Source organism: Sinorhizobium sp. CB7, assembly GCF_041357635.1.
In the GTDB taxonomy this organism is placed as follows: domain Bacteria; phylum Pseudomonadota; class Alphaproteobacteria; order Rhizobiales; family Rhizobiaceae; genus Rhizobium.
Map to the genome: position 1 here is coordinate 160933 of NZ_JAULLL010000011.1, position 16802 is coordinate 177734.

16 protein-coding genes are annotated in these 16802 nt (G+C 59.2%); all 16 read right to left on the minus strand.

The window, feature by feature from the left end:
• Nucleotides 1-77: 77 nt before the first annotated feature.
• The 16 genes from AAE029_RS21520 to AAE029_RS21595 all read right to left on the minus strand — a co-directional run bounded on the left by AAE029_RS21520 (nucleotide 78) and on the right by AAE029_RS21595 (nucleotide 16783).
• The gene (locus AAE029_RS21520; protein ID WP_371074936.1) at nucleotides 78-905 is read right to left on the minus strand and encodes a phosphogluconate dehydrogenase C-terminal domain-containing protein; all 828 of its coding nucleotides are present in this window, start codon (nucleotides 903-905) and stop codon (nucleotides 78-80) included.
• 459 nt (nucleotides 906-1364) lie between these two features.
• Nucleotides 1365-2870, minus strand: coding sequence for a DUF3422 domain-containing protein (locus AAE029_RS21525; protein WP_371074937.1), 1506 nt, complete (start codon nucleotides 2868-2870; stop codon nucleotides 1365-1367).
• Nucleotides 2779-3633, minus strand: coding sequence for an NAD-dependent epimerase/dehydratase family protein (locus AAE029_RS21530; protein ID WP_371074938.1), 855 nt, complete (start codon nucleotides 3631-3633; stop codon nucleotides 2779-2781). Before AAE029_RS21530 ends, AAE029_RS21525 begins: the two co-directional genes overlap by 92 nt.
• 74 nt (nucleotides 3634-3707) lie before the next feature.
• A complete protein-coding gene (locus AAE029_RS21535; RefSeq protein WP_371074939.1) occupies nucleotides 3708-4430 on the minus strand; it encodes a haloacid dehalogenase type II in 723 nt (240 codons plus the stop codon).
• A gap of 49 nt (nucleotides 4431-4479) precedes the next feature.
• Nucleotides 4480-5796 (minus strand): MFS transporter, encoded by a 1317-nt coding sequence (locus tag AAE029_RS21540; RefSeq protein ID WP_371074940.1) that lies wholly within the window; start codon nucleotides 5794-5796, stop codon nucleotides 4480-4482.
• 47 nt (nucleotides 5797-5843) lie between these two features.
• Nucleotides 5844-6491: a 3-oxo-tetronate 4-phosphate decarboxylase gene (otnC, locus tag AAE029_RS21545; protein ID WP_371074941.1), complete on the minus strand. Its 648-nt coding sequence runs from the start codon at nucleotides 6489-6491 to the stop codon at nucleotides 5844-5846.
• Nucleotides 6491-7759, minus strand: a complete 1269-nt coding sequence (otnK, locus tag AAE029_RS21550; protein WP_371074942.1) for a 3-oxo-tetronate kinase — start codon at nucleotides 7757-7759, stop codon at nucleotides 6491-6493. Before otnK ends, otnC begins: the two co-directional genes overlap by 1 nt.
• A 3-nt stretch (nucleotides 7760-7762) precedes the next feature.
• On the minus strand, nucleotides 7763-9241 hold the full coding sequence (locus tag AAE029_RS21555; RefSeq protein WP_371074943.1) for an aldehyde dehydrogenase: 1479 nt from the start codon (nucleotides 9239-9241) through the stop codon (nucleotides 7763-7765).
• 14 nt (nucleotides 9242-9255) lie between these two features.
• Nucleotides 9256-9966: a haloacid dehalogenase type II gene (locus AAE029_RS21560; RefSeq protein ID WP_371074944.1), complete on the minus strand. Its 711-nt coding sequence runs from the start codon at nucleotides 9964-9966 to the stop codon at nucleotides 9256-9258.
• Between the two features lie 2 nt (nucleotides 9967-9968).
• Nucleotides 9969-10292, minus strand: a complete 324-nt coding sequence (locus AAE029_RS21565) for a putative quinol monooxygenase (RefSeq protein WP_371074945.1) — start codon at nucleotides 10290-10292, stop codon at nucleotides 9969-9971.
• Complete coding sequence (locus AAE029_RS21570) at nucleotides 10289-11404, minus strand: isocitrate/isopropylmalate dehydrogenase family protein (protein WP_371074946.1); 1116 nt, start codon at nucleotides 11402-11404, stop codon at nucleotides 10289-10291. The genes AAE029_RS21565 and AAE029_RS21570 overlap by 4 nt, the downstream gene beginning before the upstream one ends.
• 13 nt (nucleotides 11405-11417) lie before the next feature.
• Nucleotides 11418-12125, minus strand: a complete 708-nt coding sequence (locus AAE029_RS21575) for a GntR family transcriptional regulator (protein WP_028754312.1) — start codon at nucleotides 12123-12125, stop codon at nucleotides 11418-11420.
• 28 nt (nucleotides 12126-12153) lie between these two features.
• Entirely contained in the window at nucleotides 12154-13014 is an 861-nt protein-coding gene (locus AAE029_RS21580; protein WP_112434808.1) for an NAD(P)-dependent oxidoreductase, read from the minus strand.
• Nucleotides 13015-13044: 30 nt separating this feature from the next.
• The gene (locus AAE029_RS21585) at nucleotides 13045-14025 is read right to left on the minus strand and encodes an ABC transporter permease (RefSeq protein ID WP_112434807.1); all 981 of its coding nucleotides are present in this window, start codon (nucleotides 14023-14025) and stop codon (nucleotides 13045-13047) included.
• On the minus strand, nucleotides 14015-15598 hold the full coding sequence (locus AAE029_RS21590; RefSeq protein ID WP_371074947.1) for a sugar ABC transporter ATP-binding protein: 1584 nt from the start codon (nucleotides 15596-15598) through the stop codon (nucleotides 14015-14017). The genes AAE029_RS21585 and AAE029_RS21590 overlap by 11 nt, the downstream gene beginning before the upstream one ends.
• A 54-nt stretch (nucleotides 15599-15652) precedes the next feature.
• Nucleotides 15653-16783 carry a substrate-binding domain-containing protein gene (locus tag AAE029_RS21595; RefSeq protein WP_371074948.1) on the minus strand — a complete coding sequence of 377 codons (1131 nt, stop codon included), beginning with the start codon at nucleotides 16781-16783 and terminating at the stop codon, nucleotides 15653-15655.
• Between the last annotated feature and the right edge of the window lie 19 nt (nucleotides 16784-16802).

Consider the following 16802-nt stretch of genomic DNA (forward strand, 5'->3'; position numbering starts at 1 on the left):
GCATCTTGGGTGGTCACTTGCGGTCCATGGTCCGCTCATAGATCCTGCGGCGCCGACTTCGAGCAAAACAGGAGTCGTCATGTGATGCGCCGGATGCTGTCCGCGATCTCCTTGGGCTCGAATACTTTCTTCCAGTCGTCCCTCATCAGAGCGGGAATGCCAAATTCGATCGCCTTGTTGCACGCGTCTGAGAAGACACCAGGCGTTTCCTCGAAAATCACCGCGCCTAGGACGTTCAGGTGGCCGAGCAGGAAATCCCGAGCCGCTTCCTTCGGGACTCCGCGCGCGACGCATTCGTCCATGGCCTGGCGCATGACGACAAGGAGCGAAGCGCAGACCGTTTCCGACAGGCCGGGTTCGAGCAAGGCGATTTGTTCAACCGTGACCCGGTGCGATCGCATGACAGGTGCCCAGATCACTTTGGCCACCTCTTCCCCAAGAGCATAGTGTTCTTCAGGGCCTTGCATCAGCGCGGAGACTATGTGCTGTTTGGCCGCCATTCCTCCGAAGAAATCGCGCTTCGCGTGCGGGTCCGTCTCGTCGTTGAAGATCGGAGGATGGCATGGATGGGTCACGAAGTACGTGAGGTCCGGACGATCCGGCAGGTGTCCGGCCGCCGGAGCCGCGGCGTCGAGCGCAATCACCATCGTGCCCGGTCGGAGCTTCGCCTCAATGCTCGAGGCCACTTTGCCTATTGCAGTGTCCGGGACGGCCAATATGATCACGTCGACGCCGTCAAGCGCCTGATCGACATCAACCGTGCCGATGCCAAGTTCTTTCTCAAGGCGAGCCTTGCCGCTGGCGCTCACTTCGACGTGGCGAACGTCGAACCGAGAGCCCTTGAGATTTTTCGTCAGGCGGCATCCCATTTTTCCACCAGCACCGAACAGCGCAACCGAAGTCATGAACTCCCCCTCATTGCATGATATGACGTTATACCTTATTGCCTAGCGTTGTGATTAGTCAATCACTCAGAGAGGCAATGTGATGTGGTCGCGATGGCGGAAGCGACGCCCCATGCGGACTGTCAACTCTGATTTTTTAAGCTCAACGCAGAGCCGCTATTCACGCATACTCGTGGAGTCCCGTGGAATGGGCGCCCTTGTCAGCACTGATTAGCCATCACAGCTTTCGCGGAGCGCTTCGATTGTGGAAGGACCCACTCACAAAAATGAGTGTTTGATACACTACTGCGTCGATAGCTACTGAGGCGCTGTTGTTGGTGCTGTTCACATACGAGCGGCTGGACATAGCGTGTCACTTCGACGGGGGGCGTTTGGTCACGCGCGTTCTGGCGGACGGCACTGCCGGCATGACGGGTCGTACTGCTCTAGTTTGGAGCTCTCAGAGCACCGCCTCCAGCTCTAGTTCTCTGCTTTCAAAGCATGTTTGACGCGGAGGATGGTGATTGCAACAGCTCCCACAACCACTGGAACAGCGACAAGCATGATCACCGGATCGATGTGGAACCCTGCGTGGTCAGCTGTCTCATATAAAAACTTCAGCAAGCTCAGCAAATAGTAGCTGATGGCGATGATCGAAAAGCCTTCGACCGCACGTTGGATCTTGACCTGCGTCGCAGCTCGCTCAGCCATTGCCTGGATCTGTGTAGCATTCTGGAATTCAATCTCGACCTGAATTCGGGTTTGCAGCAGGTCGAGCAGGTGCATCGTAGCCCTTGATAGATGCTCGAGCCTCAACGCGGTCGCTTCGCATGTACGAACCGCGGGCTTGAAGCGCCGCTCGACGAAGGTACCGAAACGTTGGAAGCCGGGGACATGGGTTTCCCGTAGGAGGGCAATCCGTTCTTCCACGATTTTGGCGTAGGCAGCGGTTGCTCCGAACCTGTTTCTGGTTTCAGCAGTGGCTGAAATGATATGCGACGAAAGAACCGTGATCTCGTCAAGCAGCCGCTTGTGCTGCTGTGCAGGCGTGCTCAAGTTGCGATTGGTCAGCTGAACGAGCTCCGCATCATATGCACCGAGAAGCGGGGCAAGCCGTCGCGCCTCCGGCAGTCCGAGCAGTGCCATTGATCTGTAGGTTTCGATCTCAAAGATACGACGCACCATGCGCCCCAGGCGATGTGCGTTCAGGTCCTTGTTGAACAGGATGATCCTGCTTGAATTGTCCGGTCTAACGCGAAAATCGGAGCAGACTTGTGCCGATCCACCTCCGATCGAGGACGCAGCCGTATCGCCGAAACCGAAGGTTTTCAAAACCGGTCCCAGCTCGTCAGGAGAGTTCCCGAGGGCAAGGATACTTACGTGGCAAACAAGCCGAGGAGAGTTCAATCCTGCGAGCCGCGCAAGATCACTTTCCGTGAGATCGGATTCGGGCCAACGCTCGGGGTCTGAGTCCAACTTCCGTAGGCGTGTGACCGTTACGAATTCAGTATGCCGTTCGACCCTGACTGAAATCTCACCATCGACTTCAAGGGTATCGTGGAACTCCTCGATCGCCCCATTCAAAGGCATGAATGCAACGTGCTCGACGATCGCCGGACCGATGAAATATATCGATGGCCGAGCGTGAAGCTCGGAGTTGAAGTTGGCTGTCTCCGGTTTAAAAGTAGCTGAGCTGCAAACATCTTGTGTGGAAGCGGACGTCGCCGCCGAAACTGCTTCTTCTGCGCAATTTAAAGTCACGTCTGTTTCCCCATCCCCATCAATACACGAAACGGCGAACCTATATGAACCGGACGGAATCAACTTGAAAACCCCGCTGGTGCAAAGAGTCCACCACCCCGGCGTGCTCGAAGAGCCGCTGAACGTCCAGCCTCTAAGGAACTTCCGTTCGACCGTCGCGCCAGCTGTATCTAGGACGATATCCAAGAACGTCTTGGGCCAACTGGCTTGAAACAAGGCTGCCATGCTCGCCAATTTGTCCTTGGATCGGAACATCGGGATAGTAAGTGGCGACAAGGGCACGTGTTGGCCGAGCCATTACGGTATCATCTGCTGCGATCACGAAATGATGGAACCCGCTGAGGTCTGAGTTCAATGCAAGCGAAATAGCCTGGGCACAGTCTCGGCTGTCAACGTAAGACCACAAGTTCCATTTCTGAAGTTCTGGATCCTGTTCGGTAGCCTTGAACTCATTGTATTGGTGGGGTTCTTTCACCCAGGAGAACCGCAGACCAATCATCTTGAGAGAAGGATCCCAACGGCAGAACTCGGCTGCGACGGCTTCGTCCACAAGTTTGGACAGAGCGTAACTACTTTCCGGCTTTGAAGTGACGCTATCGTCGACCGGGAAGTAGGGTGGTGGCTCGGCAAAAGGGATGCCAAGCAGGGTCTCGCTGCTTGCAAAAACAATGTTTTTGACGCCTGCGATCTTTGCCGCTTGGAAAACATTGTAACTGATGGCGGTATTTGTGTGAAATATGTGTGTGCTCGGAGCGACGCTCGCGCCCACAATCGCAGCAAGATGAACAATCGCATCAATCTTCGGTTCGAGATCAACGACCGCGTCCAAAACCTGGCCGTAATCCCGCATTTCAACGCGAGCGAATGGCCATCTGGTGTCCGGCGATGGTACCTCATCAATCCCGATAACCTGATGCCCCTCTTCAAGGAGGCGCTCAATCGCTGCCCGTCCGACTCTTCCACTGCTTCCAGTTACGAGAATTTTCATGAGACAATCTCCTATCGTGTCTGGCTCAACGGTAGGACGCCAAGGCGAAGCGTCGCGAATCAAGCCCTGTCATGTCAGCATTCGAGGACATCGGCGAGCTCCGCCAGATCCTTGACAGCTATGTCGCACTCGTCGTCGGCCACTAGATCAGTCGTCTGATCCGGCCCATGTTCGGTGGGCCTGCGGACAAAAACGGTCTTCATTCCGCACCCTCGCGCAGCTTCAAGGTCGTCGTTATGCGCGGCGACCATGGCGGTCTCCTCGATTGATAGGCCGGCACTCTCCGCCGACCTGAAATAGACCTCCGGCCGTGGCTTGTAGTTCTTCGCCGTCTCCGCGCCCAGAATGACATCCCAATGCAGTTCGGCAAATTTAGAGAGCCACAGCATACCCGCTACGTGTCCGTTCGAGATTGTACCGACGGCGAATTTCCGCTTGAGGCGGTCGATCGCCGCGACCGAGTCCGGCCAGGGGTCGAGTCTTTCCCAGACCTTGTTGAGATCATTGAGGCACTGCGCCGTAAACCGTGTCGCATCGACGCCGCTGTAGGCCAGAGTCACCTTCAGATTCTCCAGATTCAAGACGTCAAGGGGCACCCAGGAGCGCTCACCCGTGCGCACTCGTTCCATCGCCGGCTGGTACAGAGAGCGCCAATCGCTCGCGAACTTGTACGGATCGAGTGCGATACCTTGGGAGGAAAAGACCTTGTCGACGTGACGGGCCACACTGCCTCGCCAGTCGACGACGGTGCCGAACACGTCGAAACCGAGAAGCTTTACGTCCTTGAAATCTGGCATCTCAAAATCTCCTTGTGTGTGGCCGGACGCTTCCGTCCGGCCATTCATTTCAGACAGTCTTGGGTTTCACGAACATCAGCGCGATCAGCGCGGTGGCCGCCCAGACGGCGGCTACGAGGTAGATGCCTGCATCCGGACTTCCGGTCAGGGTTGTCAGGTAGCCGATGATGAAGGGCGCGACGAACCCAGCGGTAAGGCCGATGCTGTTCACGAACGCGATACCTGTCGCGGCGGCCTTGCCCTTGAGGATCGCGGTCGGAAGCGTCCAGAAGACGGGCAGGGATGCCATCACACCGCTGATCGCCATGCTCATGCCAAGGACGACCATGACGATATTCGCCTTGAAGATCGTGCTGACGATGAAGCCAGCGATGCCGAGCACGCAGCTACCGAACAGGTGCCAGCGCCGTTCACCAACGTGGTCCGAATGGCGGTTGACGATCAACATCACAACCACCGCGGCGCCATAAGGTACTGCCGATAGGATGCCGAGCTGGATGGTATCGGTCACGCCAGCGTTACGGATGAGAGAGGGCATGTAGAAGAAGACGCCCGTCTGCGACAGAACGATGCCAAACAATATCCCAGCCAAGAGCAGCACGCCCTTGTCGGAGAAGATTGCCTTAAAGTTGATATCGTGCTTGCGCGTGTTTTCGGCGTCGAGATTGCCGCGTAGCGTCTTCTTTTCGGACGTCGAGAGCCAGGAAGCCTCTTCGATGCTGTTGGTCAGCCATTTAAAGACCACGATTGCCATCAGCACCGCAGGAAGGCCTTCCAAAAGGAACATCCACTGCCATCCCGACATGCCCCAAGCTCCATGCGTTCCCGCGATGATGAAGGCGGAAACTGGAGCACCCAGGACGCCTGCGAATGGAGCGGCGAGATACAGAAGCGACGTGATGCGCGCCCGGCGATGGGCGGGATACCAATTTAGTAGATAGAAAATCACGCCCGGAAAGAGGCCAGCTTCGCCGACGCCGAGCAGGATTCGTAGAACGTAGAAAGACGCTTCCGAGTACGCGAAGAGCATCGCCATCGAGATGCAGCCCCAGGTGAACAGGATTCGCGCGAGCCACCGTCTTGCTCCGAAGCGATGAAGCATGAGGTTGCTTGGGACTTCCGCAAGAGCGTAGCCAATAAAGAACAGTCCGGCGCCCAAGCCGTAGACCGCTTCGCTGAAATTCAGCTCGGCATTCATCGGGATCTTCGCGAAACTGATGTTGATGCGGTCGAGATATGAGATCGTGTAGCAGGCGAGCAGAATTGGCAGCAGCCTCAGCGTCACCTTCTTATACAAGCTATCCTCGGCGTCCTCGCCTACTTTTACAATGCCGGATATCGGCGGGTTGTCTGCCCGTTCCATCATGCGTCCTCCTCTTGGTGTTTCGGTTTTAGTGCCGCCCCTCCAGCCGGTCACTTCGACGGATCGATTAGGGCACTCCTCTGCTCCTCCGTAAGCGGTCGGATTTCGTGGTTGTGCAGCAGCAAGAAGAGCTTGGCGGTTTCCTCAAGCTCCTCCGTTGCGTATTGGGCCTCGGTGAGTGTCTTCCCTGCGACGACCGGGCCATGGTTTGCCATCAGCACTGCATGATGATCCGCGGCGGCGGCTCCCACCGCCGCCGCCAGGGCTTGGTCTCCGGGAGGAAAGTACGGCACGAGCGGCAGGGCGCCGACGCGCATCACGTAGTACGCGGTCAATGGGGGCAGGACGTCTTGGTGATCGACCCTTTTGAGAACGCTGGCGGCCACCGAATAGGTTGAATGCAAGTGCACGACAGCGCGTCGCCCGTCCTTGCCGCAGTACATGCACTGGTGAAGGAACGCCTCCTTCGTCGGCCTGTCCCCGCTCTCGTGAATGCCGTCCGCGGAGAACAGGGAGAGTCTTGCGGGGTCGAGGCCGCCAAGCGACGCGTTGGTTGGTGTCATGAGCATGCGACCATCTGAGAGTCGGACGCTGATGTTGCCGGTCGACCCAGCTGTCAGACCACGGTCAAAGAGAGATTTGCCAACGTCGGCGATCTCGTCTCGAACCTTCGTTTCCTCGGATATCGTCGCGGTCATCAGAGACGATCCCATGCATCGATGAAGAAACGCGGGCCACCGAAGTTGCCGGACTTGAGTGCTAGGGAAAGTTGCCGTCCATTGCTGGTCGCGCCGACCCAAGGAACGCCGGGAGCGATCTCGTTTCCAATAGCAAGTTGGTCGACGCCAAGCGACTTCACGACTGCGCCCGAGGTTTCGCCGCCGGCGACGATCAGCTCGTTCACTCCGTTCTCGACAAGCTTGCGTGCGATTTCCGACAGGGCTTTCTCGACGAGGTCGCCGGACTCCGAGACACCCATCCTGCTCTGGTTCGCCTTCACCTCGTCTGGCTTAGCGGTGGCGTAGAACAGGAGCGGTTTCCGGCCGAGCCGCTTGAACGACCAGTCGAGAGCCTCGCCGACGACGTCGTGGCCTTCTGCAAGGCTTGAGACATCGACGCGGAAGCCCTCGTGGTCGACGAGCATCACGGCGACCTGGCCGTTGGTTGCGACGGAGCAGCTCCCGGAGATGACCGCGCGATGCCCTTCCCTGCCGAGGGCAAGCGGCTCCTCGCGGCGATCCTGGCCCTGACCGAGGAAATGTGTCAGCCCGTAGGCGAGACCGGATGCTCCGGTGAAGAGCTTCAGCCCCCCAAACCCGGATGCGATCGCGACGAGGTCGCCGTCGCTTATCGCATCAACCACCGCTATCTGAGGCGCGCCCTTGTTTGCTCCCTCACGCCATTTTCCGATGGCTGCTGCGCCAAGCTTCACGGTATCGTAGTAGCAGCCCGAAACCTCTGCATTCGTCTGCGGCGCAAGCACCCGCAGGAGGTTCGCATCGGTCATCGGCGTGAGCGGATGGTTCCGCATCCCGGACTCGTTCAGCGGAACGTCGCCGACGAACAGGTTGCCCTTGTAGATCGTGCGTGCGTTTGCTGGAAACGCGGGGCATGCGATCGTGAAGTTCTCGCCCAGCTCTGCCAGCAAGGCGTCCGTTACCGGACCGATATTACCTTCGGCGGTAGAGTCGAAGGTCGAGCAGTACTTGAAGAAGAATTTCTCCGCACCCCGTTCGCGAAGCCAACGGAGAGCGCTCAACGACTCCTCGACCGCCGCTTTTTTGGCGATCGTCCTCGTCTTCAGCGCGACGACGATGGCGTCGGCGTCGATCTCTCGGTCGTCAGCGGGAATGCCGATGACGACTGTGGCTTTCAGCCCGCCACGTGCGAAGATATTGGCGACGTCCGTCGCTCCCGTGAAGTCGTCTGCGACGCAGCCGACGAGCACCTTTCCGGAGATTGCCATGGATCACCTCATGATGAAGGGGTTGGCAACGTCCTCGGCCGTCGAGATCATCACGCTCTTCGTCTGCATGTACTGCTGGATCGAGGCCATGCCGTTCTCGCGTCCGATGCCGGAGTGCTTGTAACCGCCGAGCGGCGACATGTAGCTGATGACGCGGTAGGTGTTCACCCAGACGGTGCCCGCCTGGATGGCTGCCGAGACCTTGAGGATGCGGCGCATGTCCTGCGTCCAGAACCCGGCGGCAAGGCCGTAGTTCGTGTCGTTGGCGATATGCACCGCTTCCTCATCGGTGTCGAAAGGGATTACCGAAAGCACGGGACCGAAGACTTCTTCTTGAGCGATCCGCATGTCGTTGCGGACGCCCGAGAAGATGGTTGGCTCGACGAACCATCCGTTGGAAAGTTCGGGATTGCTTGGTCTGCCGCCACCGAGAACGCATTCCGCGCCTTCGTTCTTAGCGATATCGATGTATCCGAGGATCTTTTCGAGCTGCGGCGGTGTCGTCACAGGGCCGACCTGCGTGTTCGTCAACAGCGGGTCGCCCATGCGCGCCGTCTTGGCGAGATTGACGATCTTCTCCAGGAACTGGTCGTGGATGCTGCGCTGGACGAGAAGGCGCGAACCCGCGATGCAGGTCTGGCCAGTCGCTGCAAAGATGCCTGAGATGACGCCGTTCACCGCGTTGTCGATCTCAGCGTCATCAAAGACGATGTGGGGACTCTTGCCGCCGAGCTCGAGCGTGACCTTCTTGAAGTTGCGAGCTGCGAGTTCGCCGATCTTGCGTCCGGTGCCTTCGCTGCCCGTGAAGGCGATCTTGGCGACGTGTTTGTGCGTGGTCAGCGTCTCGCCGACATCCGCACCGAAGCCAGTGAGGACGTTGAAGACGCCCGCTGGAAAGCCTGCCTGTTCCACAAGCTTGGCGAATTCCAATGTGGAGGCGGAGGTGAACTCGGACGGCTTTGCGACAAAAGTATTCCCGGCAGCGAGCGCGGGCGCCAGCTTGTAAGCAAGCAGCAGAAGGGGGGAGTTCCACGGCGTGATGCCCACGCACACGCCGAGCGGTTCATTCCGGGTGAAATTGAAAGTCTCCGGCTTGTCGATTGGGATGACCGCGCCTTCGATCTTGTCGGCGAGACCCCCGAAATAGTAGTACCACTGAGGAATGTACTTGAGTTGGAACAGCATCTCGTTGATGAGCTTGCCGTTATCAGTGACCTCGATCCGAGCGAGATGCTCGGCGTTCTCTGCAATGAGGTCACCAAGGCGTCGAAGAAGATGACCGCGTGCGCTGGCGGTGAGCTTCGGCCATGGGCCGCTGGTGAAGGCCCGGTACGCAGCCTCGATCGCGCGTTCGGCGTCTTCCTTGCCGCCCTTCGGGATCGCTGCCCAGACCTTGCCGTTGAAGGGGTTCTTCGTCTCGAAGGTCTCGCCGCTGGCAGCGTCCTCCCAGCGGCCGTCGATGAACATCTTGTATGTCTGCATTGTCTTTCTCTCTTCTAGCATCCGAGCTGTCGAGCAAGGTCTTCGAGATCGTCGGCGACGTAGTCCCAGTCCTGCTCGGCCGTCAGGTCGGTTGTCTGACCCTCGCCGTATTCGGTGGGTCTTGCGATGAATGCGGTTCGGAGACCCAGGCTGCGCGCGGCGGCCAGGTCGTAGTTGTGCGCGGCGCACATCATGACAGCGTCCGGCTCCAGATAGAGGAGCTTGCAGACACCGAGATAGGTCTCGGGATCGGGCTTGTAGTGTTGGAATAACTCGCAGGAGAACACGTTGTCCCAAGGGAGGTCTGCGTGCTTCGCCATGTTGACCAGGATGGCGACATTGGCGTTCGACAGGGGGCCAATAATGAACTTCGTCTTCAGCCTGTGCAGGCCGCGCGAGGCGTCCGGCCAGCCTTCCAGACGATGCCAGACCCTGTTGATATGCATCATCCGGTCTTGATCAAACTCGGGGAGTGCCATCTCGTCGAAAACCGCATTAAGTGCATCGAAATGCAGTTCGTCGAGGTTTGTCCACGGCAGCTCGCCGCTTCGCACGCGCGCCTTCTGCGGATTGTAGCGGTCACGCCAGCGGTCGACGAGATCGGCCCAATCGACGCTCATATCCTGGGCGTTTCCCCATGCCGTAAGATCGCGAATGATTGAACCGCGCCAGTCGACGACCGTGCCGAAAGTGTCAAAGACAATCGCCTTGATAACGGACATCACAATTATTCCTTCTTTCCTGACGACACCCGTTCGAACGTCTCGACGTGCTTTTCGGCGAGCCAGTCGCGAACGGTCTCATCGAAGCTGAGAAAGTGCGGCGTCTTCAGGTGGAAGTCGAAATCAGCCTGTGAGCCGTAAACTTCATAGAGGTAGATGCGCTCCGGTCGCTTTGGATCGCGGCAGACGTCGAACACTTCGCAATTCTGTTCGTCACGGAGCGATTTGGCGGCGTTCTCGATTATCGCCGCGTAGAAGCGCTCTGCGAACTCGCTCCGGACGATGAATTCAACGACGACGACGTATCCGGGGCAAGCGGCCGCGCTCATGCGACTTCCTTCCGGACAGCGCCGAGCGCGCCGATGACGCTGCGGGTCATGTCCGCGCAGTTGGCTCCGCCGCCGTATTCCATCGGAACCGCGGTCTTCGTGGAGAGGGTGTGCTCGACCGCAGCCTCGATAAGACGCGCGGCATCAGCAAGTTTCGGCTCGCAATGCTTCACCGCCAACCAGTCGAGCATCATTGCTCCCGACAGGATCATGGCGCTGGGGTTGGCGACGCCTTTCCCGGCGATGTCCGGCGCCGTTCCGTGAGCGGGCTGGAACAGTCCGTAGTGCTCGCCGATGTCGGCGGAGGCGGCCATTCCCATGCCGCCGATCAGTCCGGCTGCGAGGTCGGACAGAATGTCACCGAACATATTCTCAGTCACAAGGACGTCGAGGGCCCAGGGCTTCTTCACCATGTTGAGCGCAAGCGCATCGACGTAGGCGTAGTCCCTCTGGACGTCCGGATGCTTCTCTGCCACTTCGTCGAAAATCTTCCTGAAGAAGGCCATCGAGCTGAAGACGTTGGCCTTGTCCACGCAGGTAACGACACCGGGCCTCCCACGGCGCTTGCGCTGCGCGGCGAGCTGGAAGGCGAATTCGGTGACCCGCTCGGTACCCGCGCGGGTGATCTGCATCGTGTCGTAAGCTTCCTGGTCGTCCCGGATCTCACCGCGGCCTCGGGCGTAGAACAGGCCCTCGGTCTGTTCGCGGATAAGGACGAAATCGATCCCTTCTGCACGCGGATCTGACAGCACCTTTGGAAGTCCCGGAAACCAGCGGATGGGACGTACCCCTGCGAATAAGCCGAACTCCATGCGCAGGTCGAGCTGGGGAATGATCTCCGTGCCATCAGGGAAGCGGATGTCTGGCCAGCCCATGGCGCCGAAAAGGATCGCATCGGCGTTGCGGCATGCTTCAAGAGCGCTCGCGGGCAGGGCTTCCCCGGACTCGGCGTAGAATTGTGCGCCTGCCTGATGGGTTTCGAAGGACATCGTTGGTGCGCCAGCCACCTTTATGGCAGCGTCGATAACTTCGAGGCAAGCGGGCATGACCTCGCGGCCGATACCGTCTCCAGGAAGGACTGCGATCTTGAACGAGTTTTTCAGGGATGACATTATTCAGCCTATTCTAAAGATGATTGAGCCCGAGGCGTTCGAGGAGCGCGAGCAGTTCCGTGCCCGCACGCTCGCGATGCGCCCTGTGAATGTTTCTTGCCTTCTCGCGGTCTCCTGCGCGAATTGCCTCCACCAGAGCGGCGTGTTCGCGCGTGGAATTCACCGGCTTCGGACGCATCTTCAAAGTCAGCATCCGAACGCGATGTGCCCGGTCGATGAAGTTGAGCACGACCGACTTCAGCATCTGGTTTCCGCCCAGCTCCAAGAGCTGTTCGTGGAACCGTGCATCGGCCTGTGCCCAGCCTTCCAGATCGTCTTCCGACAATGCATGATCCATGTCGGCGGTCGCCTTTTCCAGACCATGAAGCTGCTCGTCGGAAAGGCCGCGCCCGGCGGCGAGCTCGGCCGCCGTGCTTTCGAGGGACGTGAGGATCTCGTAGATCTCCTTCATGTCCGCCGTCGAGACGGGAAGAACACGCATGCCGTGGCGGGGGATCACAGAAACGAGACCGTCCTGCTGCAGGCGCATGAGCGCCTCGCGGACAGGGGTGCGACTCATGCCGAGCTGAGAAGCGACCTCCTGCTCGGTTGCCTGGAAGCCCGGCGGCCACTTGTTGTTCAAGATAAGCTGCCGAAGCTTTAGGTGAGCCGTCGCGGTCATAGTTTTCGCAAAGGATTCCTCCCTGATCTCGGCCGTTTCGGATTGACTGGTCGACGCCATGTGATTCCCCCTGGTCTGGCTGGTTTGCTTAGCCTTCGGCATATCTGCGCCAACTATGCTCAGGCTGATATCCGAGAACGGACTTAGCCTTCTCGATCGACAGCAAGGTTTCGGTCCCGTGGGCCGGGCGCTTGAACGGAACGCCCGGATACCATTTGGCCACGAGCTCTTCGTTTGACGTGCTCATCACGCTATCGTCATTAGCGATGATGAACACTTCGGCACCCGTACCCTGCCATTGAAGCGAACGCCTGATGGCCTGCGCGCCGTCGCGGGCGTCGATGTAGGTCCACAGGTTGAAGCGACGGCTGCCTGGATCCTTCTCGAAGTCCGGGAAGCCCGCATATTCGCTCTCGTCCATGACGTTAGAGAAGCGGAGGCAGACGATCTTGAGATCCTTGTTCCAGCGGCAATACTGCTTGGCCATCTCCTCGCCGAGATGCTTGGAGAGCGAATAGGACGTTTCGGGGCGGGATTCATACTCCTCGTCGGCAGGGAAGTAGTCCGGCTTGATCGCGTAAGGGATGCCGAGCAGCGTCTCGCTTGATGCCCAAACAATGTTCTTGATGCCGAGCAGCCTGCAGGATTCGAACACGTTGAAGGTCGAGATCGTATTCACCCGGAAGACTTCGGCCGGGGGAACACGGCCCGGCATCGGGACGGCCGCCAGATGCACGACGGCATCGGTTTTCCGGTCATGATTCCAATCGTAGCCAGCAATGGCTTCCATGGTCGCCCGCATGTCCTCGAAGTCGACCTTGATGAACGGGCACGTGTTCGACTGCGGCTCGACCGTATCGGCGTTGACGACGTCGTGGCCGTTCTCGAGAAGATCCTTGATCGTGGCCCGGCCAAGTTTGCCGCTTCCGCCTGTCACTATTACTCGCATTGAAATATTCCTCCTGAATATCTGTTCTGGTTAGCGGCTGCGGCCGACCGCCACGGCGAGGATGATGAGCATCCCGCGGGCGATGAGCTGCTGGCTGTAGTCGAGACCGCCAAGGATAAGCCCGTTGTTGATGACACCGATGAGCAGGGCGCCGACGATGGAACCGATCACGGTTCCGCGTCCTCCGAAGAGGCTGGTTCCACCAAGCACCACGGCTGCAATGACCGACAGCTCGTCGCCCTCGCCAAGCTGGAAGCGTCCCGACTGCAGGCGTCCGGCATAGAGCATGCCAGCGATCGCAGCGGCTGTTCCGGTAAGCAGCAGCACCTGGAACTTGATCTTTCGGACATCAACGCCACTGTAGCGGGCTGCGGTCGGGTTGCCGCCTGCGGACATCACCTTGCGGCCGAATGGAGTCTTGCGCAGCGCGATGTGGGCGATGGTGCCGAGAACGGCGACCCACAGGACGAGAACGGGTACGGGACCGATGTTGCCGGAGCCGAAGATGAAGATGAACGTGTCATCGATGATCGGAACAGGGGAGGTGCCGCTCACCCACATTCCGACGCCGCGCGCGATCCCCATCATGCCGAGCGTCACTAGGAACGACGGAATGCTGAGATAAGCTGTGAGGCCGCCGTTGATCGCGCCAACCAGCAAACCGAGCGCCAAACCCGCCAGAATGCCAGGGACAAGGCCATAATGCGTCAGCACCAGGCCAGCGATCACGGATGACAGTCCAGCGATCGCGCCGACGGAGAGATCTATTTCGCCTGCGGAGAGAACGAAGGACATCGCCATGGATACGATCGCGACGATCGCCGTCTGCCGCAGGATGTTCAGAAGGTTGTTCGAAGAAAGGAAACCGCGGTCCTGCAGCAGGATCGCAAACACGATGAAGATGACGACGAAGCCGATATAGACGACGTAATCGCGCCAGTTGCTGTGCCAGGGTCTGCGGAGAGATTGTGAGTCAGCCGCTGGCTTCAAGACTTTGACTTCAGTGGACATTTTGGGTTGCCTTCTGAATCGCGACCTGCAGACCGAGTTCGGTGCGGATCAGCGGAGATTGCGTTTCATCGCCAGCACTGGTGGCCCAGCTCTCAATTTCGTCGCGTTCGATCTCGCGCGCGAGCCGTCCGTTGTTCATGACGAGGATTCGGTCACTAGTTGCCAGCAACTCGGCTGGCTCGGACGAGATGACGATGACAGACTTGCCGGACGAGGCGACGCTGCGGATCAGTTCGACGATTTCGGACTTGGAGCCGATGTCGACGCCCGCCGTCGGTTCGTCGAGGATGACCACCGAAGGGTTGGTAGCCAGCCACTTCGCAATGACGATCTTCTGTTGGTTTCCGCCGGAAAGGTTCCTCACCTTGTTTTCCGCAGAGGGCGTCTTGATCCTAAGTTGCTTGATGAGATCGGACGTCAACGAACCTTCCCGCCGACGGTCGATGAAGGGGCCGCGGACGAGCTGGTCTATCTGCGGCAGGCCGAGATTTTCGCCGACGCTATGCTCGACGACGAGGCCTTCGTCGTGCCGGCTCTCGGGAACGAGCACGATGCCAGCCTTAATCGCGTCCGAAGGCGACTTGAATTCCACGGCCCTCCCACTGAGCTCCACGGTTCCCGCAGTCTTCTTGTCGACGCCGAAGAGGAGGCGGGCGAGTTCGCTCCGGCCTGCGCCCATGAGGCCCGCGATCCCTACAATCTCGCCCTTGTGAACGTCGAAGCTGACATCGCTGGGCTTTCCTGAGGGCCCGGAAAGGCCACGCACGGTCAGCGCTGGATTGTCGCTGCGGTTAATGGGGCGCGCCTGGTACTGGAAGCCCGTAACACGCTTGCCGACCATGTGCTGCACGATCGAGTCAAGCGTGAACTCTGAAGTCCTTCCGGAAGTCACGTTCTGACCGTCACGCAGTATCGTGATCTCGTCCGCGATGGTCATGATCTCGGTCATGCGGTGCGATACGTAGATTACGGCTGTTCCCGCGGCGGTGAGCTTCCTCAACATGCCGAACAAAGTGTCGGCTTCCTGTGCGCTCAGCGACGAGGTCGGTTCGTCGAGGATCAAGATCCTGGCCTTCTGGTGGATGGCCTTCGCGATCTCGGTGAGCTGGGCCTGGCCAGGGCTGAGTTCGGAAACAGGTGTCCGGGGATCGACCCTGAGATTGAGCTGTCCGATGATTTCTGCTGCCTGTGCGATTTCCCGGCGCTCGTCGACCAAGATCGACAGGCGGCGGGGCTCGCGGTTCAGGAAGATGTTCTGGGCAACCGACAGCGTGGGGATCAGGCTAAGGTCCTGGAAGATCATCTCAATGCCGAGCCTGCGGGAGTTCTCCGGAGAGTTCGACGACATGTGCTCGCCGAAGACCTCGATGGATCCCTCTGTCGGTGTGACGACACCCTGCAGGATCTTAAGCAGGGTAGACTTGCCCGCGCCGTTTTCCCCGACCAGCGCATGGATGGTTCCAGGCTGGATCGTCAGGCTGACACCGCGCAATGCGTGCACGCCGCCAAACGATTTCCGGACGTCGCTCATCCTTACGGCCGCGACGCTTTCGGTGATTGATTGAGGTTTCATGGTCGTTGTCCGCCGCCGGGGGACGGGAGCGACCGGAGTCGCTCCCGCGCACCTTTAGTTCATTGCGTCGGTGAGGATCTTCGGAGCTTGGTCGCCGTTCGACTGCGGCCATGCCTCGATCAGGTTGTCGCGGGTAACCGCAAGCGCAGGGAGCACAACGTATGGAGGTGCGTCCTTTCCAAGGAGAGCGTATCCCGCAAGGATGCCCTCGGCATAACCTGCGCCGTACGGACGCTGGGAGCCCGTGCCTTTCACATAGCCCTTCTTGGCCATGTCGAGCGAGATATTCACACCCAGATCGCACGTCGTGATCACGAGATCCTTGGAGGCGCCTGCCGCACGCGCTGCCGAGAGCACGCCTTCGGTCGGAACGTCCCATACAGCCCAGATGCCGTTGAGGTTCGGATGTGCGGTCAGCATGGCGGAGGCTACGCGCTCAGATTCACTGGAGAAGTCCGGACCGCCGACGCCCGTTTCCTGCACGACCTTGATATCTGGGTAATCCTTGATTGCTTCCTTGAAGCCCACGAGGCGCTCCTTCGTGGCGAAGAGGTCAGAAGCGTGCGGAATCAGTCCGATATCCCCCTTGCCATTGAGAGCCTTGGCCATGAGTAGCGCGGCGACCTTGCCCATGCCGCGGTTGTCCGAGGAAACCAGGCTGACGTAGTCCTTCCCGGCAACCATTCCGGCGCCTGTCTGGTCGAGGAAGATGATCTTAATCCCTGCAGCCGCAGCCTTCTTGTAGGCTGCTGCCGTGGCAGACTGCTCGGCCGGGACGGTGATCATAACGTCCGGCTTGAGGGCCATGACGCTCTCAATGTCGGAAACCTGCTGTTCGGCGCGGTAGCCTGCGTCGGTCGTGGCTACGATTTCGATGCCAAGCTCTTCAAGAGCCTTCTTTTGTCCTGCCATCTGGGCCTTCGCCCAGTCGGATGCCGTGTAGTGCATCACGATGGCGGCCTTGGCGTGCTTGGCCTTGATCTTCTCGATCTCGTCTGGCGACAGCTTGAGATCGCTGGCGAGCGTAGCCTCTTCGCCGTTCGGTCCCTTGGCCGGATGGCTCTCGATATCCTTGATCTGCTGGTCGATGTCGATCGCAAACGCGCTGGGCGCATATGATGCGCTGAGAGCGAGGGCGGCGACCACCATCAGGCTACGAACTGGCTTGCGAATTTCTACGTTCATTGGACTCCTCCCAACGAGT